This window comes from Ruegeria sp. ABV3_008, assembly GCF_056161185.1.
On sequence record NZ_JBSWYP010000022.1, the window covers coordinates 1 to 19401 of the forward strand.

The following is a 19401-nucleotide window of genomic DNA, read 5'->3' on the forward strand; positions in this document are numbered from 1 at the left end:
ACCACCCACTGACTGAAGGGCGGCTTTGTCCGAGCAATAGGCCTTGATGAAACACGTGGCGAAGGTCCGGATCGAACCCACTTTGCCTGAACATCGACTTTGCAGACATTTTTGGTCATTCATCTGTTGTGGGCGGATGACAGTAGGCAGCCCAAAGCGGGCATGCCCGACTAGACGGCCCCGACGATCAGCGCACGTTACTTTGTGCCCTCAATCAGGCGCATCCGTAGGCAGTCAGGTTTACTCGGCAACCGCCTCGACTTCCTTGCGCTCTGAGAATTGAAGCAACGCCAGAAGCGGCGTAGTCAAGATGCTTAGGCCGACAACGGCCAGCGCAAACATCGCCAAAAAGACCATGAAGGACAGGCCAAGGCTCGCCACGACACAGGCCACAAGAATGAGGCCTACACCAGCAGCAGAGGTTATCTTGTCCAGATACGTTTTCATGTCTCAATCTCCAGTTTCATTTATTGTGTTGATGAAACTGATATGTGGTTCGGGCTTTACGTCCGCCTGTGTCAAAACTTACAAATCTGCAAACTTCAGGGTCACCGTCAGACCGTGAGGATCGGTTTGCGACAAGATAAGATCTGCACCATGGCGATCTGCAACCGCACGGACGAGGGCTAGGCCTAAACCCGTACCCTCGCTCTGTCGTGTTGCGTCAAGACGGACCATGGGCTTGATGATCTCGGCGTATTTCTCTGGCGCCACACCGGGACCGTTGTCGGCGACACTGATGGTGCGACCACGTGCTGCCAGATTGATCTGATCCCCTCCATAGCGCATCGCATTCTGTATGAGGTTTGCAACTGCCTGAACAAGCATCTGACGATCCGCGAAAACCGTTGCAGCGTCACTTGCATCAAATTGCAGCACTTTGCCTGCGTCCTCAATCACTGGGCCAAATGTCATCGACATGTCGGCCATCAAGTCCGTCAGATCAACCTTTTCGAATCCGTCTGTGCCTTGGGCGGCCTCAATCCGAGCGACCCGCATGATCGTATCGAAAATGCCGGACAAACGCTCTGCTTCTTCCAGGGCTGCACCGCGTTCCTCTCCTTCAGGCAAGCTTTCAAGTCGAGACCGCAGGCGGGCCAGTGGGGTGCGCAGGTCATGCGCCAAATTCGCGCTGAGATGGCGGGTCTGGGCGACCAGCCGCTCCAACTCGGCGGCAGTTAAATCCACCTGACGTGCCATGTCGTCGAGGTCATCCTTGTTCCGCGTGATCTCTGTGCGCGCGCTGAGGTCGCCAGAGGCCAAAGCCGAAAGCGTGCTGTTGATCCGCTTGAGACGTCGCTGGGCGACGATACCGGTGGCAAACCCTACCACCAATGTCAGAACAATCATTGTCAACATCGTGGTCCAGAGAACACCGCCTAAGAGTTCAAACGCATCCTCCGCGTCATCAAGCGGAACAGCCGCCATGACCGGCGCGCCTTGACTGTCAGTATCTACAAGAACGCGCCAGGCTTCGGATTCCCGAAAATCATCGGACAGCTCCACCGTACCCCCGCCGCGCGCAACCACACGCTGAAAAGCAATTGGCAGGTCTTCGAGATCATCTGGGTGACGCAAGATGACGCCAAACCGGTCCCCACGCGCACCCTCAAGGGCCGAGGCCTTTGCCAGTGCATCCAGCGTCGTATCGATACGGCGTTCGAACACATCTGAGCCTACCGTAATCGTGATATAGGCCGCGGTAGCAATGCAAAGCGCGAAGATGGCTGACAATATCAGCGCCAACCGCAAGGTCGAGGAGCGGCGAAGCCAGGTTAGATTACCGGCCAAAGACATAGCCTTCCCCACGACGGGTTCGGATCAGGGGTTTATCAAACGGCTTGTCGATTTTGGTGCGCAAACGGCTGATATGTGTCTCTACGACACTTGTGGTCGGATCAAAACTCATATCCCAGACCTGTTCCAGCAGCATCGTACGTGTCACCAATCGACCCGGTCTTCGCATCAAGTAATCCAGAAGTTTGAACTCCTTGGCCAATAGCTCAATCTGTTGATCCTGGCGTTTGCAGGTTCGCGCCAGAAGATCGAGGCTTAGATCTCCATGGCGCAAGACCGTGGCTTCCGGCTGTCTCGCCTCCATGCCTTCGCGGCGGCGGCCCAAAGCGCCTACGCGGGCAGAGAGTTCGGCAAAGGCGAAAGGTTTCGTAAGATAATCATCGCCGCCAGCATCAAAGCCTTCGACTCGGGCGTCGACCTCACCCAAAGCCGTTAGAAAAAGAGCGGGGGTGCTATTCTTCGACGCACGCAAAGATTTCAGAACCGCCAACCCATCGAGACCCGGGACCATGCGGTCCAGAATTAGAAGATCGTACTCCTGAGCCATAGCCGCCATCAAAGCGTCTTTGCCATCCTCGAAATGGTCGATGACATGACCTTCTTCGCGCAGGCCGTTAGTGACCCAAGACCCAAGTTGGCTGTCATCTTCCAGAAACAAAATTCGCATGTGAACCCTTACCGTCACGCATTCGGAGACCACTCTAGTGAGCGACCTCCGAATTGGCCAATCATTCGCAGCTTGGCCGCGACCTATGTCTCATCTTCATCGTTGTCGTCATCGTCGTCTTCACCTTCAGCCTCAACCTCAATCACTGCACCGGTTTCGGCGGCAATCTCGACTTCGAACTCTTGGCCGTCAGCATCCAAGATTTCGACCTCATAGATCTTCATCCCATCTTCGATTTCGAGTTCCGCTTCCTGGACCTCACCGGACACTTCCTGAAGCGCGATTTCAATGGCCTGCTGCAAAGTGAGTCCCGTCGCCTCTGCAGTGCTTTGTGCCGAAACCGAACCAACGACAGCTCCTGTAAGAACCAGGCCTGCCAGTGCGCCGAGCGCTGCGTTTTTCTTGTCCATGTTTTCTCTCCATCGTTTGTTGCTTGAAGGCTTTATTGCCTCCCGATGAGAACAACATGGGAGCCGCGCTTTGCTGGAAGATGCGGCGAAGTTTACAATTTTGTAAGCTGAGGATCTTGCGCAATCCAATCCAACTTTAGGTCGATATCTATCTGGCGAGCCACGTATTCGTTTTCCTTTCCTGTGTGTATAGGCGAATTTTTCGGGTTGCAGCGAACGTCTTGGAAACACGCTGCGACTGCAGGTACGTGCCCTGGCGCTTCAGGTCGGCTCTAGGTCGTCCGCTAAAATTCGCAAAGTCAGCTTTCAGCGCATCGCTGCGATTGGGGCATCGCGTGGCATTCGTCAAAAAGGGCTCAGTGCAGTCAATCGCTCAACTTGGCGTGAACGGCTGCAACGCAGACAGTAAAGTTTTGCATGCGGCAGGGGGAAAAGCCTTTCCTGCGGGTATCAGATTTCTAGGTTTTACGTTTCTGCGACTTCGCTAGCTTCGCATGGATTGGCGTCAGTCTCTGTTTACTGACTTTACCGATCACCTACTGAGGTAACCCTGCCTTTAACCACCCTTCACGCCAGTTGTTTGCGGAGGCTGGAACAGTGAAGATTGGTATCTGGGTTTCCTTTGAAGCGGCAGTCAAGCCCGGGCGCAAAATCTGCAGGTCTTTAACCGCTTTGCGAGCGGCTTCTTCATCAGTCAGGTGCCCCAGAGAAGCGATCAGCATGAGGTGACTCATGACGAAGCTGGATCGCACTGACAAAGCATCCCGACAAGCTCCAGCCGCTTCCTCATATCGCTCAAGCTGAAAGAGTGCGCTTGCCTGAGCAAGGTAGGCGGCGTGTCGCAACGGATCATGTGGGCTAAGGTCGACAGATTGAACCGCGTGTTTCAGAGCCTCCTCCGGCCTATCAAGCAGGCATAGGTTAATGGATGCTAGCATGTGAACTGTTGCAGCGTTTGGATTTTGCTTGAGCGCTTGTTTGAAAACGTCCCGCGCACGCGGCAGGTCTCGCGCGAGCATTGAGATAGAATGCGCCGCATACGCCATTGCGATCCCGTCTGCACGATCGCTCATAAGGACCCGTTCAGCGGCTTTGACAGCTTCCTTTGGTCCCTCACCGATAGGTTCAAGCCCTTGAACCATTCGTTGAATATGCAACCAAGCCAAAAGCCCGGATGCGGACGTATAGTCTGGATCACGATCCAGTGCGAGTGTTGTGAGTTGTATGGCCTTGCGGTTGTCTTCGTCCGTCAAAAGATGGAAGTGCGATTGCGCCCGAAGGTACAGTTCGTAGGCTTCCAAATTGTCCGTTGGTTTCGCTCGTGCTCGGTTTGTTTCAGCGTGCCTCAGCGATGGCTCAATCGCTGTCACGACCTCAACGGTGACTTTGTCTTGAAGGTCAAAAATATCATCAAGCACGCCGTCAAATCGATCTGCCCAAAGATGGCTGCCGTTTTCTGCATCAATCAGCTGCCCTGTAATGCGGACGCGCTGACCTGCACGTCTGACCGAGCCCTCCAGAACATACCGCACCCCAAGAGTGCGCCCAACTTCGCGTATATCTGTGCTTTTACCTTTGAACGTGAATGACGAGTTTCGGGCCAACACCATCAGCCAGCGGAAACGAGACAGCTCTGTGATGATGTCCTCGGTAATGCCGTCTGCAAAAAACTCCTGTTCGGGGTCACCGGACATATTGTCGAACGGAAGTACGGCAATCCCGGGTCTGACATCTGTTGTTGTGGAAAGATTGGCCGAAGTGCCTTTGGGCCAGTGCCAAACACCGATGCGGCGTGTGATGTTTTTCAGCTCTGTTTGCTCGCCGCCTTCGAAGTGAGATGCATCACCACGGTCCAAACTATTGTGCGAGGTGTCCGACATCAGAACCTGATCCGGCTCGGCCAGCGCTTCGAGACGAGAGGCGACATTGATTCCGTCACCAAAAATGTCATCACCGTCCGTGACGACCTCGCCGGTATGAATGCCAATTCGAAGTCTGATACCATCTGGTTTCTGAGCTGACTGTATTGCAATCGCGCAATCTGCGGCATCTGATGTGGATTTGAATTCGGCAATCCAACCATCGCCCATGCTTTTGATCAGCGTTCCATCATGGTCTTCCAGCAGACACTGAAGCGTTTCTTCACGGAATGATCTGAGCGCTGCAATCGTACCTTCCCGGTCGCGATCCATCAGTGCAGAGTAGCCGACAATATCAGCTGCAAGCACTGTGGTAAGCCTTCTGTCCATTCGTTAACCCCCGTTTCTAGGAACTTAACGCGACACTCAGGTTCTGTCAGCCCGACAAGGGCACCTTTGAGCTCACTGCCGACCTAGATGACACCGCAGCACCCTGTTACACCGTCTCTCGTCAACTTTGGATTGTCGTTGTGGGCTGGCATGGCGGATCGTAGGATCAGTTATGGAAACACAAAACTCACCTGCCATTCGTGCTCTTCGTCCGGCTTGGAGCAAGGGACGTATCGTCGGTCAGAAACAACCGCTGAAACCTAAACACGTTTGGGCAATTCGAGTGAGATTTGAGCTCGCAAAAAACCATCGCGGCCCGGCTCTCTTAAGATGGCCATCGTCAGTAAGTTGTGCGGCTGTGACTTGGTGAAGACACTATGCGCACCCTGGTTTGCGTCGGAAGTGTGCGGACGAAGCGATCTTTTTTCTCCTGCGGCGATTTTTACAGATTTAGCTGTGAACGAAATGCACGCTCGCAAAGTGACGGCGCCAGTCAGCCACTTCGGCGGCGATATAGTCACCCTTCAATCCGCGCGCTATCAAAGAAGCCAGCCTGTCAGCGTGATCAGACGTCATACCCCATCTCACCAACTCGGGCGTACCTATGCGCAGACCATTCATGTCACCTTCGATTTCCGTCACCGGCAGGCCAATACCGCACGCCAGGAACCCAGCTTTGCGCAGGGTCTTGGATGCAGCCTGTCCGCCACCAAAGCTTTCTGCCAGAACAGCGAACTGGTGAGAGGCGGTGAAGCCCTCGCGTCCGGCAAAAACTGGAACACCTTGCGCATCGAGGCTCTGGGCCATTGCGCGGGACATTGTGATCATCTCGGCGGCGTAGTCTTGTCCATAGTCGCGCCAATCAAGCATCGTCACAGCAAGAGCAGCTGACTTAGCGGCGTCGAAGTTTGCCGTCATGCCTGGGAATGCAATGGCATCCAAAGCCTTTGCGATCTCCGCATCGTTTGTGACAACCAGCCCCCCAGCAGGACCGCCGAGGCTTTTGTACGTACTCATTGTCATGAAGTGTGCGCCCTCGACCAAGGGATTGCGCCAAGCTCTTCCTGCGATAATCCCGCATTGGTGCGCGGCGTCGAACATCACCTTGGCACCGACTTCATCTGCAATGGCCCGTACTTCTTTGACCGGGTGCTCAAAAAGGTTGAGACTTCCGCCGATCGTGATCAATTTGGGACGCTCCCTTCGCACAAGCGCGCGCAGCTGGTCGAGATCGACGGTGTAGCCATTGGCATCGGTTGGCGCATCTAATGTATGCAAACCAAACAATCCGGCGCATCCTGCGATGTGATGTGTTACGTGCCCACCGATCGATGCCGGCGGTGCAATGATCGTATCGCCGGCTTGGCAAGTGGCCATGAAGCCATAGAGGTTCGCAATCGCGCCAGAAGGTACGCGGATTTCTGCGAACTTTGCGTCGAAAACTTCCGCACATAGCTCCGCTGAGATGACCTCGATTTCTTCGATGGCTTCAAGTCCCATTTCATATTTTTCGCCCGGATATCCAAGCGACGGGCGCGAGCCAATTCCAGAAGACAGCAAGGCTTCAGCTCTCGGGTTCATTACATTGGTTGCAGGATTTAGGTTGAAGCATTCTTGCTCGTGGATTTCCCGATTTCGGGTGGCTAAATGCTCAATCCGATCCAGCAGAGCGTTGGATGAGGTGCGAGACGTTTCGGTTGCGATCTTCTGGACTAGTGCTTCGCTGTCGGCCGGCACCCAGTTTCTCATTTCTATGGTCATCGCAATTCCCTCCTTGGCTGCACACAGATTGGACAGATCGGAATGACAACGCAAACCAGTTTTGCTATTTCTGGGCTTAGAAAAACTAAGGCTGAGATCTATGGCTGTCGCTCCACGTCGCCCCAAAGGGCCGCCCCTCAATGCTCTGCGTGCCTTCGAGGCTGCGGCGAGGCTAGAAAGTTTCGTTTCCGCGGCCGAGGAGTTGTGCGTCACGGCCGGCGCGGTCTCACAACATATAAAAGCTTTGGAAGGCTGGGCCGGAACTACCTTGTTTGAAAGAGGTGCTCACGGTGTTTCGCTATCCTCCTCTGGTCGCAAGCTAGCAGGAGAGTTCACACATGCCTTTGATCTTCTCGCGGCGGCGACGCAGAGTTTACGAAACCTAGCACCCAACCCCGAGATTCATATTGCCGCTTTGCCCTCAATTGCGCAGCTATGGTTGCCAGCGCGATTGGGCAAGCTGCGCGAGAAGCGTCCCGACCTGAATGTCTCGGTGACAGCGATGGAGAGGCCTCCCAGCCTGTCGAGAGAACTATTTGATCTGTCGGTTTTCTTTTCCGTCCCGGCTGAAACACCGGATCAGATCGTGCTTGCGGAAGACGAAATCCTCCCAGTTTGTTCACCAAAGATAGCAGATGGTCTTGATCTAGAGACCGCGCAGTTGCTGCATGACCAGACGTGGAAAGAAGACTGGTCCATTTGGTCAGAGGCGACGGGTGTTTCAGTTGGTGATCCCCAAAGGGGGCCGAGATATTCGCTATACGCCCTTGCCGTAGAAGAAGCGAAGTCCGGTGCGGGTGTGCTTATGGGACATAGCTGCCTGGTTGAGCAGGCGCTTCAGTCTGGGCAACTCAAGAAAGTTTCATCGGAAAGTATCGGAACGGGTCGGGTGTTGGCCCTCGAGCTTCCACATAGATCGAGACGCCATCCTGCGATTGATGAGGTCGTTAGTCTACTTCGAGAGGAAGGACAGCAATTTACGGATGAAAACTGCTGACATGTCGAGTGTTTCTGCATTGGGCTCAAAACCGATTTCGGTGAAGACACAGAACCTGGGTTTTTCAGGCGTTGCATCTTCGGTTGAGAACGGGCGTGAGTTGACCTTTGCAGATCATGTGAGCCACTTCGATTCCATCTAGCGTTGCAGCTGCTGATGCTTCGGCGTTTGACCCAAGCATCGGTCGTATTCGCCTCTTAATGGATTGGTGGTCTTGTTCGATGATATTGTTCGAGTTCTTTCGCCTGACAATCTCTATTAGTATAGGGCAACCAAAGCCTTTGAGCATTCTGTTGATTGCTTTGTTACCCGCAGTGTTTGCGCCGCTTTTGTCGATGACAATCTTTCGTAGAAGGCCGTTGATGCTCCTGCATTTTGGCGAAGAACTTTGTGGTTGCCAGTTTGTTTCGACGTTCTGAAAGCATGAAATCAAGCATTTTGCCATGTTTGTCTACGGCGCGGTAATGACAGACCCAAGTTCCTTTCACCTTTATATGTAAGTCTCGTTCATTCTCCAGGAGCGGTCGCATGGCTCTTTCCGCCGAAGTTCTGCTTCAGCGATTGCACCGGAAAATTGCGTACCCCAACTGTTCAGCGTGTTGTGGTCGACCGGAACATCTCGTTCGTACTTGATTTCTTACAAATCGCGGCAGGAAACACCATAGCGAACATAAAAGAAGACCGTGAACTGGATAACGTCTCTCGGATACTTCGCTCCTTTGAATGAAATCATGATTAGGATTTCAACTGGTTAAGACCCGAAGTCATTCACTTCGCAGCCGCTACACCGCCAATTGCTAAAAGCTTGCAACAGAGCCCAATAGGCCGCGATTATCTTGGCCTGCGCATATCTAGTCCCTGAAGGAGCAGATTTATAGTAGCAAGACTTACGACCAATTATCTTCGTTTGTAGCAAACCAGGGTTGTAACTATTGGAAGATTCTGGGGATGACTGAAATGTTCCGTGTACTGCTAGTTTTGGCGTACCTGCTCCCTTCGACCATAGTGGCTAACACATTGGCGACGGACGCATTGAATTCACTTCGCGAACGCCAAGGTCTTCACGCCTTGCTATATAGCGAAAAACTGGAGAAAGCTGCGAAATCTCATGCAGAGGACATGGCTAAGAGAGGTTTCTTTTCGCACACCGGATCAAACGGGTCTGATGTAGGAAGGCGGGTTCTCGGGGCAGGCTACAAATGGTGCTTCGTCGCTGAAAACATCGCAAAGGGGCAGCAAGGGTTGGATGCAGTTGTGTCGGCTTGGGCTCGATCACCCGGACATCGAGCGAACATGCTCTCTCGCGAGGCTAGGGAATTCGCGCTCTACGAAGCCGCGGATCGAACTTGGGTAATGGTTTTGGCCGCCCCTTGCTAGTTTCGCGCAGGATCAGCGGGTCAGTTGAAACAATGGTGACGGCCAATCCATTTGTTCGACACGGCCCAATTGAACGCTATGCGCATCTAATCTTCTCAATTTTATCCATATTGGGCATTGAACGGCTAGCGAGCGAGGCGTCTCCAAGGCTGGGGTGCATATGGTAGCATGGCAAGAGTTCGTGTGACGCCGCATACCACTGCGAGTGTTTTCTGCCGCGGCCCGAATTCCAACCTCCATAGAAGCACTGCCGGTGTCATTCTCATTGGCTTTAAACGTCACCAATTGCCTGACACGTACTGGCTCTTGAAGGGTGACCTGATCAACACTCAACCTAGCAGAACACAAGCCCGAAAACCGCGATGCTTAAGAAAACGCGATGCGATCCAAAAGGTTGAGAAATGCCCGGCCATGTACTTTCCCAATGAAATTTGCCATTTTGGGTGTTTTAGATACGGTCATTTATACTAGTTGAACAGCCCAGCATCTGGTTTTCTCCTCATTCGAAATGCCAGTAGTCTGCGATGAGGAATCTCCCTTGAAGCCAATGAAAAGCCGTCAATTGAAAGAAGAGTGCTTCCCTCCTACAGCTTTCGAATGCCGTGGACCGTCAGTGTGCTGACCAGATCAGCGTAGTCTTCACGTGCCTTGGTTCCTGCTCCCGTGTTCCACATGTAATACCAGTTCAGCATGCCGAAGACTGACATTGTGGCTCCGCGCAGCTTGGCCTTGTCATCACCCAATGTCTCTGGAGACAGCTCCTGTAGGATATTGTTGATGAAGCTGACCATATCACGCTGGTACTCGCGCAGTTTCTTTTGCTGGTCGTCGGCGAGGGCGTTCATACCGCTGATCTGAACCCGGTGCTCGTCATCTGCACCTTGATAGGCGAACAAGATTTCGCGGACAGCCTTTCGAAGTTTCTCTTCAGGCTCAAGCCCTTCGAAATCAACGTTGCAAATGCGGTCACGTAAATCACGTAGATAGGTCTCAAGGATGTCATACAAGATGGCATCCTTACTGTCGTAATAATGGTATATGTTCGCCTTGGATATCCCGCACTCTTTTGCCAACAAAGTCATCGAGGCGCGGTCGAACCCCTGGTCCGCAAAGATTTTCGCAGCTCTTTTGAGTATCTGTTCCCGCTTCTGGTCGTGGTCTTTGGCGATTGTCCTGGCCACGGCTTATTCCTTATCGCGGTTGTCGATGACGCGCTTCGCCTTGCCCTGAGAGCGTTCGACGTCGCCTGGATCACCTACAACAATTTCCGTTGAAACGCCAACAACGTCCTTGATGCGCTTAGTCAGCATTCGGGCTGCGGCAGTCTTGGACATCTCGTCGGTCGAGTCTGCTGATGCTTCGACAAACACCCGCATCGCGTCCATTCGGCCAGATTTGTAAAGTTCGATCTGATAGTAGGGGGCCAGACCGCCCGTCGCCATGACCTGTTCTTCGATCTGGCTGGGGAAAACATTCACACCCCTCAGGATCATCATGTCGTCACTGCGACCAGTAATCTTTGCCATCCGGCGCATCGAGCGCGCCGTTCCAGGCAACAGACAGGTCAGATCGCGCGTGCGGTAGCGGATCATTGGCAAACCTTCTTTGGTCAAAGTGGTGAACACCAACTCGCCGGTTTCGCCGTCGGGCAGTACTTCGCCTGTGGTCGGGTCGATGATCTCGGGCAGGAAGTGATCCTCCCAGATCACGGGACCATCTTTTGTTTCGACGCACTCGCTCGCGACGCCGGGGCCCATGATTTCAGACAGGCCGTAGATATCGACCGCGTGCATGTCGAACGCGGATTCAACCTCCGTTCGCATTGCGTCTGTCCAGGGCTCTGCTCCGAAAATGCCGACCTTGAGAGAGCTTTTTCTGGGGTCGAGCCCAGATTTGTGGAACTGTTCAAGGATGTTGAGCATGTATGACGGCGTCACCATGATCCCGTCGGGCTGAAAATCATTTATCAAGCCGACCTGTTTTTCGGTCTGCCCGCCGCTCATTGGGACAACGGTCGCACCCAAACGTTCGATCCCGTAGTGGGCGCCCAGGCCGCCGGTGAAGAGGCCATAGCCATAGGCGTTGTGGACTAAATCACCCTTGCGCAAACCTGCCGCCCGCAACGAACGCGCACCCAAATCTGCCCAGTTATCGATATCAGCTTTGGTATAGCCCACCACAGTTGGTTTGCCGGTTGTCCCGGAAGACGCGTGCAGTCGGATAATCTCACTGCGCGGGACGGCGAAAAGGCCGAAAGGGTAGTTGTCGCGCAGATCGTTTTTATACGTGAACGGGAACTTCGAAATATCCGAAAGCTGTTGCAAATCATCCGGATGGACACCCGCCTCATCAAAGCGCTGCTTGTACATCGCCACGTTTTCGTAGGCATGTCGGACCGACCATTTGAGGCGTTCAAGCTGAGTCGCACGGATTTCGTCGATCGATGCGATTTCGATCGGGTCCAATTCAGCTTTGTTGGGGGACAGGGCGTCCATTGCGTTGCTCCTCCAGCGTATTTCTATTCGTCAAAATTCTGACCACCAACCGCGCGGGACATACCCCTGAATTCGGCGATAGTCATGCCATCTTGATTTGTGATGCGCACGTCATAGACACCGCTCCGACCTGCGACAGCGGTTTCTGTTGCGGTTGCGGTCAGGCGATCTCCCAGGCGTCCGGGTGCGAGATAGCTCATCATTGTATGTTGGCCGACGGTCGCCACGTTGCGACTGTTGCAGGCAAAGGCAAACGCGCTGTCTGCCAAGGCGTGGGTGACGCCGCCGTGGCATATGCCATGGCCGTTGCAGTGATGAGTTGCGACGGTCAGTGCCACAACGGCGCGGCCTTCGTCGACGTCAACGAGTTCCATGCCGAACCATTTGCTGGCCTCATCATTGGCCCACATAGCAGCGGCAGATTTAGCGGCGCGTTCTTGCGGGGTCATCGTCATTTGCCCTGAAAACTTGGTACGCGTTTTTCGAGGAAGCTAGACACGCCTTCGGCATAGTCCGCGCTTTCCCCGCAGATTTTCATAGCGTCCGCTTCGATTTCAAGATGATCAGAAAGGGTGGTGGTTGCCGCGGCCTGAATGCACTGCTTGGTTTTGCCCAGCCCAACGGTCGGACCGTTGGCAAATTGGTTTGCCAATGCGCGGGCTTCGGTCATCAACTGCTCATCGGGCAGGGCTTTCCAGATCAGGCCCCAGTCTTCTGCTTGTTTTGCTGGCAAAGGTTGTGCCGTAAGCGCCAGTCCTTTGGCTCTGGCCTCTCCCAATAGGCGGGGCAGGTGCCAACTGCCGCCAGTATCAGGGATCAGACCGACCTTGGCAAAACTCTGAATGAACTTGGCGCTTTCACCGGCCAAAACCATGTCACAGGCCAGTGCCAGATTTGCCCCGGCTCCGGCAGCAACACCGTTCACAGCACAAATAACCGGGAAGTTCAGCGACCGGATCAATCGCACTAAAGGCGCATAAAAGGTCCGCACGGTTTTGCTCAGATCAGGCGGGCCGTCCATTTTCGATGGATCGCGGTCACCAAGATCCTGTCCGGCGCAAAATCCGCGCCCTGCACCTGTCAAAAGAATGGCGCGCGCGCCATTGTCTCGGGCGGATTTCAGCGCGTCTTGCAGCGCGAAATGCATCTCATCATTGAATGAGTTCAGTTTGTCGGGACGATTGAGAGTAATCTCAACCCAGGTCCCGTGATCTTCTACAAGAATCGTATCGCTCATGACTGCTCTGCCAGATGTCGTTTCATTTTTATCATTGCATTAACCGAACGGTTGGTCAATATATAAACAAGACTCGAATCCAGAGCGCTTGAAGGGCACACCCATGTCTCAGACGTCACTTGTGAATGTTGAACTCAAAGGCGATGTCGCCTGGGTCACCATTGACAACCCGCCGGTCAATGCGACCTCGCAAGCGGTCCGGCAGGGGCTTGCAGATGCTGTGGATGCGGTCAAGGGCGCACGGGTCGCTGTGCTACGTTGCGCTGGCCGGACCTTTGTCGCGGGCGCGGACATGTCCGAATTCGACAGGTCGCCGGTCGAGCCGCACTTGCCCGATGTCGTCCAAATGATCGAAGACAGCGAGGTTCCCTTCATTGCCTGTATGCACGGGAACGTTCTGGGTGGCGGACTCGAAATTACGATGGCGTGCGCTTGGCGGATTGCTGCCCCCGGGACGGGATTCGGTCTGCCAGAGGTCAATGTTGGATTGATCCCCGGCGCAGGCGGCACGCAACGTCTGCCACGCCTTGTGGGGATGGAAGCGGCAATTGATCTGGCCTGCACAGGCAAAGTGCTGAAGGCGGAAGAGATGCTGCAGCTTGGGGCGGTCGACCTAGTGGCCGGCGATCTTGAGGAGGCGGTCGAGAATTTTGTGGCCGATCTGCCGGACCGTCCTTTGGCGGTCAGCCAACGTTTTGTTGCTGATTTTGCGCCGGATCTGATCGAGACCTCTCGGGCATCGCTGAAAAAGCGCGCCAAGGGGCAGCAGTCGCCGTTGGAGAACCTGACCGCACTAACTTGGGCCCAGAAGCCGTTTTCCGACGCACAGCCGATGGAGCGGACGCGCCATCTGGCGCTTCGCCAAACGGCGGAAAGCCGCGCGCTGCGTCATGCATTCTTTGCGGAACGCAGCGTATCAAAGCCCTCTCTGATCAAGGATGTCCAGCCGCGTGATATCAGCCGTATTTCTGTTGTGGGTGGCGGCTTGATGGGCGCCGGGATCGCAACGGCCGCTCTGACGGCTGGCCTGTCTGTAACGTTGATCGAGCGCGACTCCGAGGCAGCAACCGCAGCCCATGATCGGGTTGAAGGCCTGTTGAAGGGCGCGGTCAAACGCGGAAAGATGACCGAAGCGCAATGCCAGACTTGCCTGTCCCGATTTCGCGCCGTTGACAGCTATGCTGAAGCAGCCAACGCGGAACTGGCCATTGAAGCCGTGTTCGAGGACCTATCGGTCAAACAGCAGGTCTTTGCCGAATTAGCGAAGAACATGGGCGCCAACGCAATTCTTGCCACAAATACATCTTATCTGGACCCGGCCGAAATCTTTTCGGGCATCGAAAACCAGACACGGTGCATCGGGCTGCATTTCTTCAGCCCGGCTCATGTGATGAAACTGCTCGAGATCGTGCACACACCCCTTACCGCCCCAGAGGTGGTGGCCACAGGGTTTGCTCTGGGCAAGAAGCTGCGCAAGGTCTCGGTGCTGTCCGGCGTTGGCGACGGGTTTATAGGCAACCGCATGCTCGCCGCCTATCGGCGCGCGGCTGATTATCTGCTGGCAGACGGGGCGTTGCCCCATGAAATTGATCAGGCGATGCGGGATTTTGGGATGCCTATGGGGCCCTATGAGCTGCAGGATCTGACCGGGCTGCAAATCGCCTGGGCAAATCGAAAACGCAACGCTGCCACGCGTCACCCGAAGGAACGCTATGTCACCATCGCGGATCAACTATGTGAGATGGAACGGTTTGGCCAGCGTGCTGGTAAAGGTTGGTACCGGTACGAAGACGGAAATCGCAGACCGATCCGCGACCCCGAAGTTGAGGCTTTGATCGAAGGGTATTCCGCTGCGCAGGGCATTACCCGCCGGACTTTTACGGCCGAGGAAATATCGTCTCGCCTCCTGGCCGTCATGGCAAATGAGGGCGCTTTGATCATCCATGAAGGGATCGCCGAAAACGCAGAAGCCGTCGATATGGTTCAGATCCATGGCTATGGCTTTCCGCGTTGGCGCGGGGGGCCGATGAACTATCGCAAGGAAATTGGGAGTGACGTGTCCCAGTCGGTTATGCTGGCTGTGGCTAAGGAAAGTCCGGCGTCTTGGGCCATCGCGGCCCAAACTATAGCGCTTTAAAAGTGTTGATGGTTACAAAAGCAACCATTAACGCATTCAGAATGCATGTTTCACAGGGAGGAGACAGAACATGAAACTCAGCAACTTGAGCACCTTGCTGGCTTCGGCGGCACTTGCCATTTCGGGTACCGTTGCGATGGCGGCAGATTATACGCTGACTATTTCCAGCTGGGCGCCGCCGACCCATGGCATCAACGCCAAGATGTGGCCGAAATTCGTCGAAATGGTTGAAGAAGCCACCGATGGCCAAGTCACCGCCGAACTGAAACTTGGCATCGCACCACCGCCGGCTCAGATGGACCTGATCATGGATGGGGCGGCGGATGCCTCGATCATTTTCCACGGCTACCAGCCCGGCCGTTTTGTCACCACCAAGATGATCGAACTGCCCGGATATGAGGGCTCGGCCGAGGCCGCATCGGTGGCCTATTGGCGGGCCTATGACACGCACCTGAAGGCGGCCGACGAACATCGCGGCGTCAAGGTGATCGCGTTGCATACGCATGGACCGGCCCAACTACATTCCAGCAGCCCTGTTACAACGCTGGACGAGGTGTCAGGCCTCAAGGTTCGCATCCCCGGCGGTGTTGGTGGCGATGTTGGTACAGCACTGGGCGCAACCGGTATCCAGGTGCCCGCTCCGAAAGTGTACGAAACGCTGGCTTCGAAAGCAGCCGATGGAGTCGTGATGCCATTTGAATCCCGCAAGGGCTTCAAGCTGACCGAAGTGGCGCAGAACGTGTACGAAGTTCCGGGCGGTCTGTATCGCGGTTCTTTCGCCTTCATCATGAACGAAGACACATTTGCCGATCTGCCTGCCGAGCTGCAGCAAGCGCTGGAAGAGCAAGTCTTTGGCGAGCCGCTGAGCCGTGAAATCGGTAAAATCTGGGACGAAATTGATGCCATCGGGCGCGAAGCCACCGAAGGCACAGACGGCAACGCGATCAACACCGCATCTGCCGAAGACCTGGAGAAGTTCAACGCAATTGCTGTCGATGTCCGCGCCAAGGTCATTGACGAAGTCAACGGTGCCGGGGTCGATGCTCAGGCCGCCTATGACATGATCGTCAGTGAAATGGCCGCGCAATAACGTGAGCTGGTTGGCGGTCTCGCACCGCCAACCGTTTCGAACGGGCGGGAATTCCTCATGCAATCTCTGGTATCCTTCGCGCGCCGCATCAGTGTTTTTCCGACAGTGATGGCCTGTGTGGCGCTGTTTATCCTTATGGTTATGACGTTTTGCGACGTCATTCTTCGGTCCATTTTCAACGCGCCGATCGAAGCGGCGACCGAGTTGACACGTATTCTGATGGCGATCCTTGTATTCTCGGTTCTTCCGATGATCTCGGCTGGAAAAGGTCAGATTGCAGTGGACCTGACGGACGGTTTGTTTGCGCGACTGCGCCTAAGCCGCGCCAGGGATGCGATTGTCTATCTGGTCTCGGGCATCATGCTCTTCTGGCCGATACAGCGGGTCTGGATCTTGGCTGAACGGGCGCGGGACTATGGTGATGTGACCGAGTACCTGTCGATCCCCGTGTTCTATATCGGCTGGTTCATTGCCGCGTCCGCAGCGATCACCGCCGTCGCGATGATCACGACCGGCCTTCTGCACATCTTCGCCCCCCATACTTTGTCGGAGCACCCTCAATGACTGCCGCACTGATCGGCTTTGGCCTTGTTCTTGTTCTTGTGCTTCTGCGCCTGCCGATTGTCTTTGCAATGGGCCTCGTCGGAACGCTGGGTTTTGCATACGAACGCGGAGGCAGTATTCTGTCCGAACGCGGCTTGAAAGCAGCGATGTCGATGGTGGGTCGTCAGATCACCGACACGGCACAGGACTACGGCCTTTCGGTTATACCACTGTTTATCCTGATGGGTTTGTTCGTGAACAAAGGCGGGCTGGCGCGCGAGCTTTACGCCGTATCAAACGCGTTTCTGGGCCATTTCAAAGGCGGGATCGCGATGGCTACGGTTGCGGCCTGTGGGGGGTTTTCGGCCATCTGCGGCTCGTCCCTGGCAACGGCGGCAACGATGTCCAAGGTCGCCATGCCGGAAATGCGCCGCTATCGTTATTCGGATGAGCTGTCGACTGCCTCGATTGCGGCAGGCGGTACGCTCGGCATTCTAATCCCGCCCTCCGTGATCCTTGTTATCTATGGCCTGTTGACCGAGACATCCATCGGCAAGCTGTTCGTGGCCGGTATCATTCCCGGCGTGCTTGGCATCCTTCTGTATCTGTTTGCAGTCCGCTGGACCGTCTGGCGCAAACCCGAATCCGGACCCGCCGGAGAAAAACACGGCTGGGGTGAAAAACTGACAGCGCTACGGTCGGTTTGGGCAGTGTTGCTGTTGTTCTTTCTGGTCATTGGCGGGCTCTACGGCGCGTTTGATTTCCATCCGCTGAACCTGACCTTCAGCCCGACCGAAGCCGCCGGCATGGGCGCCATGGGGGCGTTTCTGATCGCCTTGTCCCGCGGTGGGTTGACCCTGAGTTCGACCTTCGAGGTGTTGAAAGAAACAACTTTTACCGCCGCAGCCTTGTTCTCGGTCCTGATTGGGGCTCAAATCTTTTCGAACTTCATCAACCTCGCTGGCCTGCCCGAGGCGCTGATTGGTTTGGTCACGGCTTATGACGTGGAACCGTTCGTGGTGATCCTGATGATCCTGGGCATCTACATCATCTTGGGCTGCGTGTTTGAATCCCTGTCGATGCTCTTGCTGACCGTGCCGATCTTTTTCCCGCTGGTGACGTCGCTGGGCTATGACCCGATCTGGTTTGGAATCGTGGTTGTTGTCGTGACCGAGATCAGCCTGATCACCCCGCCGGTTGGTTTGAACGTCTTCATCCTGAAAGGGGTGGTCGGGGACGTTTCGACCGCAACGATTTTCAGGGGTGTTACTCCATTTTGGATCGCCGACATTTTCCGTCTGGCCCTGATCGTTCTGGTGCCCTGGCTGGTACTGGTGCTGCCCGAACATATGGGGGCGATGGGTCACTGATGTTTTCCCTGACGGCGCTTCCCGACGGGTTTCACGAGGACCCCTATCCAGCCTATGCCGCGCTGCGCGAGGATATGCCGGTTTGCCCCCAGTCCGACGGCTCGGTGATCCTGTCGCGATACGAGGATCTGGATCTGGTCTATCGGGATACGACGCGGTTTATCTCGGACAAAAAGGCGGTGTTTGGGCCCAAATACGGGGTCGACAGCCCCCTATACGAACACCACACCACAAGTCTGGTGTTCAACGATCCGCCCCTGCACACCCGCGTCCGCAAGGTGATGGTCGGAGCGATGAACCCGCGTGCCTTGGCGCAGATGGAGCCGGGATTGATCCAACTCGTCGACAGTTTGCTGGATCAGATGCAAGCCAAAGGCACAGTCGAGTTGATCGAGGATTTTGCCGGGGCGATCCCCATCGAAGTGATCGGCAACCTGTTGGGCATTCCCAGGTCCGAACGCGAACCACTACGGGACTGGTCTCTGGCTATTCTTGGGGCTTTGGAACCACAATTGACGCCTGAGCAGGAAGAGTGGGGCAATCGCGCCGTCTCCGAATTCAAAGAATTTATGCGCCATATCATTGAGGATCGAAAAGCCAACCCGGGCAATCCGGAAACGGATGTTCTGACACGGCTGATGCAAGACGATGCGGATGGCGGCCTGACCGACGTTGAGCTGTATCAGAACTGTATCTTTATCCTGAATGCCGGGCACGAGACCACGACAAACCTGATAGGCAACGCGCTGGATTTGCTGGATCGGCACCGGGATAAACGCTCGGAATTGCTGAACAATCCCAACCTGATTTCCACAGCAGTGGAGGAATTCTTACGTTTGGAAAGCCCAAACCAGTTCGGCAATCGCCTGACCACTGACGATGTGACATTCCACGGCCATACCATACCGGCAGGCACGGATGTTCACCTGTGTATCGGCGCCGCCAACCGCGACCCAAGGCAGTTTGAGCGGCCCGACGACATGCTTCTGGGCCGCCGCCCCAACAAGCACCACGCCTTTGCCGGTGGCCCGCACACCTGCGTCGGTCTGACTCTTGCTCGGATGGAGGGCAAGATTGCGGTCAGTCGGTTTTTGAACCGCTTTCCCAACTATCAGGTCAAAGAGGCCGCAAGGCGTGGTGGGCGAATTCGCTTTCGAGGGTTCGCCGAGCTTCCCGCACAAGTTTGACGTGACCGAACAAGAAAATGAATCGGTCTTTTTATTGACCGACCGTACGGTAAATATTATAGCTACCATAACCGCGTACATAGG

General features: G+C 55.1%; 17 protein-coding genes and 1 pseudogene. 7 read left to right on the forward strand and 11 right to left on the reverse strand.

The genetic code is table 11. From position 1 onward, the window contains the following. Positions 1–240 precede the first annotated feature (240 nt). The 6 genes from ACXAH8_RS22390 to ACXAH8_RS22415 form a co-directional block, all read right to left on the reverse strand. On the reverse strand, positions 241–447 hold the full coding sequence (locus tag ACXAH8_RS22390; protein WP_475220724.1) for a hypothetical protein: 207 nt from the start codon (positions 445–447) through the stop codon (positions 241–243). Between the two features lie 78 nt (positions 448–525). Next, complete coding sequence (locus ACXAH8_RS22395) at positions 526–1797, reverse strand: sensor histidine kinase (protein ID WP_475220725.1); 1272 nt, start codon at positions 1795–1797, stop codon at positions 526–528. Beyond that, the gene (locus ACXAH8_RS22400; protein ID WP_475220726.1) at positions 1781–2464 is read right to left on the reverse strand and encodes a winged helix-turn-helix domain-containing protein; all 684 of its coding nucleotides are present in this window, start codon (positions 2462–2464) and stop codon (positions 1781–1783) included. Before ACXAH8_RS22400 ends, ACXAH8_RS22395 begins: the two co-directional genes overlap by 17 nt. An 83-nt stretch (positions 2465–2547) precedes the next feature. Next, positions 2548–2874, reverse strand: coding sequence for a PepSY domain-containing protein (locus ACXAH8_RS22405; RefSeq protein WP_475220727.1), 327 nt, complete (start codon positions 2872–2874; stop codon positions 2548–2550). 536 nt (positions 2875–3410) lie between these two features. Further along, on the reverse strand, positions 3411–5102 hold the full coding sequence (locus ACXAH8_RS22410) for an adenylate/guanylate cyclase domain-containing protein (protein WP_475220728.1): 1692 nt from the start codon (positions 5100–5102) through the stop codon (positions 3411–3413). A 471-nt stretch (positions 5103–5573) separates the two neighbouring features. After that, on the reverse strand, positions 5574–6884 hold the full coding sequence (locus ACXAH8_RS22415) for an aminotransferase class I/II-fold pyridoxal phosphate-dependent enzyme (protein ID WP_475220729.1): 1311 nt from the start codon (positions 6882–6884) through the stop codon (positions 5574–5576). A 100-nt stretch (positions 6885–6984) separates the two neighbouring features. Here ACXAH8_RS22415 and ACXAH8_RS22420 point away from each other — a divergent pair, with 100 nt between their 5' ends. Then, the gene (locus ACXAH8_RS22420; RefSeq protein WP_475220730.1) at positions 6985–7881 is read left to right on the forward strand and encodes a LysR substrate-binding domain-containing protein; all 897 of its coding nucleotides are present in this window, start codon (positions 6985–6987) and stop codon (positions 7879–7881) included. 64 nt (positions 7882–7945) lie between these two features. On the opposite strand, the pseudogene ACXAH8_RS22425 reads toward ACXAH8_RS22420, so the two are convergent. Then, positions 7946–8614, reverse strand: a pseudogene (locus tag ACXAH8_RS22425) (IS6 family transposase). A gap of 224 nt (positions 8615–8838) precedes the next feature. On the opposite strand from ACXAH8_RS22425, the gene ACXAH8_RS22430 reads away from it, so the two are divergent. Further along, the gene (locus tag ACXAH8_RS22430; protein WP_170549636.1) at positions 8839–9258 is read left to right on the forward strand and encodes a CAP domain-containing protein; all 420 of its coding nucleotides are present in this window, start codon (positions 8839–8841) and stop codon (positions 9256–9258) included. Between the two features lie 584 nt (positions 9259–9842). Here the strand turns inward: ACXAH8_RS22430 and ACXAH8_RS22435 are convergent. From ACXAH8_RS22435 to paaG, 4 genes are read right to left on the reverse strand one after another with little or no spacing between them, the layout of a single operon-like run. Continuing rightward, the gene (locus tag ACXAH8_RS22435; protein ID WP_170681191.1) at positions 9843–10439 is read right to left on the reverse strand and encodes a TetR/AcrR family transcriptional regulator; all 597 of its coding nucleotides are present in this window, start codon (positions 10437–10439) and stop codon (positions 9843–9845) included. A gap of 3 nt (positions 10440–10442) precedes the next feature. Next, positions 10443–11753, reverse strand: coding sequence for a phenylacetate--CoA ligase PaaK (gene paaK, locus ACXAH8_RS22440; protein ID WP_475220731.1), 1311 nt, complete (start codon positions 11751–11753; stop codon positions 10443–10445). Between the two features lie 23 nt (positions 11754–11776). Beyond that, positions 11777–12202 carry a hydroxyphenylacetyl-CoA thioesterase PaaI gene (gene paaI / locus ACXAH8_RS22445; RefSeq protein ID WP_475220732.1) on the reverse strand — a complete coding sequence of 142 codons (426 nt, stop codon included), beginning with the start codon at positions 12200–12202 and terminating at the stop codon, positions 11777–11779. A gap of 2 nt (positions 12203–12204) precedes the next feature. Further along, positions 12205–12990 carry a 2-(1,2-epoxy-1,2-dihydrophenyl)acetyl-CoA isomerase PaaG gene (gene paaG / locus ACXAH8_RS22450; RefSeq protein WP_475220733.1) on the reverse strand — a complete coding sequence of 262 codons (786 nt, stop codon included), beginning with the start codon at positions 12988–12990 and terminating at the stop codon, positions 12205–12207. Positions 12991–13093: 103 nt separating this feature from the next. Between paaG and ACXAH8_RS22455 the strand changes: the two genes are divergently transcribed. The 5 genes from ACXAH8_RS22455 (at position 13094) to ACXAH8_RS22475 (ending at position 19317) form a co-directional block, all read left to right on the forward strand. Beyond that, positions 13094–15127 carry an FAD-dependent oxidoreductase gene (locus tag ACXAH8_RS22455; RefSeq protein WP_475220734.1) on the forward strand — a complete coding sequence of 678 codons (2034 nt, stop codon included), beginning with the start codon at positions 13094–13096 and terminating at the stop codon, positions 15125–15127. A gap of 70 nt (positions 15128–15197) precedes the next feature. Beyond that, complete coding sequence (locus ACXAH8_RS22460; protein WP_170681187.1) at positions 15198–16217, forward strand: TRAP transporter substrate-binding protein; 1020 nt, start codon at positions 15198–15200, stop codon at positions 16215–16217. A gap of 57 nt (positions 16218–16274) precedes the next feature. Further along, the gene (locus ACXAH8_RS22465) at positions 16275–16781 is read left to right on the forward strand and encodes a TRAP transporter small permease (RefSeq protein WP_475220735.1); all 507 of its coding nucleotides are present in this window, start codon (positions 16275–16277) and stop codon (positions 16779–16781) included. Further along, entirely contained in the window at positions 16778–18130 is a 1353-nt protein-coding gene (locus ACXAH8_RS22470) for a TRAP transporter large permease (protein WP_475220736.1), read from the forward strand. Before ACXAH8_RS22465 ends, ACXAH8_RS22470 begins: the two co-directional genes overlap by 4 nt. Beyond that, entirely contained in the window at positions 18130–19317 is a 1188-nt protein-coding gene (locus tag ACXAH8_RS22475) for a cytochrome P450 (protein WP_475220737.1), read from the forward strand. The genes ACXAH8_RS22470 and ACXAH8_RS22475 overlap by 1 nt, the downstream gene beginning before the upstream one ends. Positions 19318–19401 lie beyond the last annotated feature (84 nt).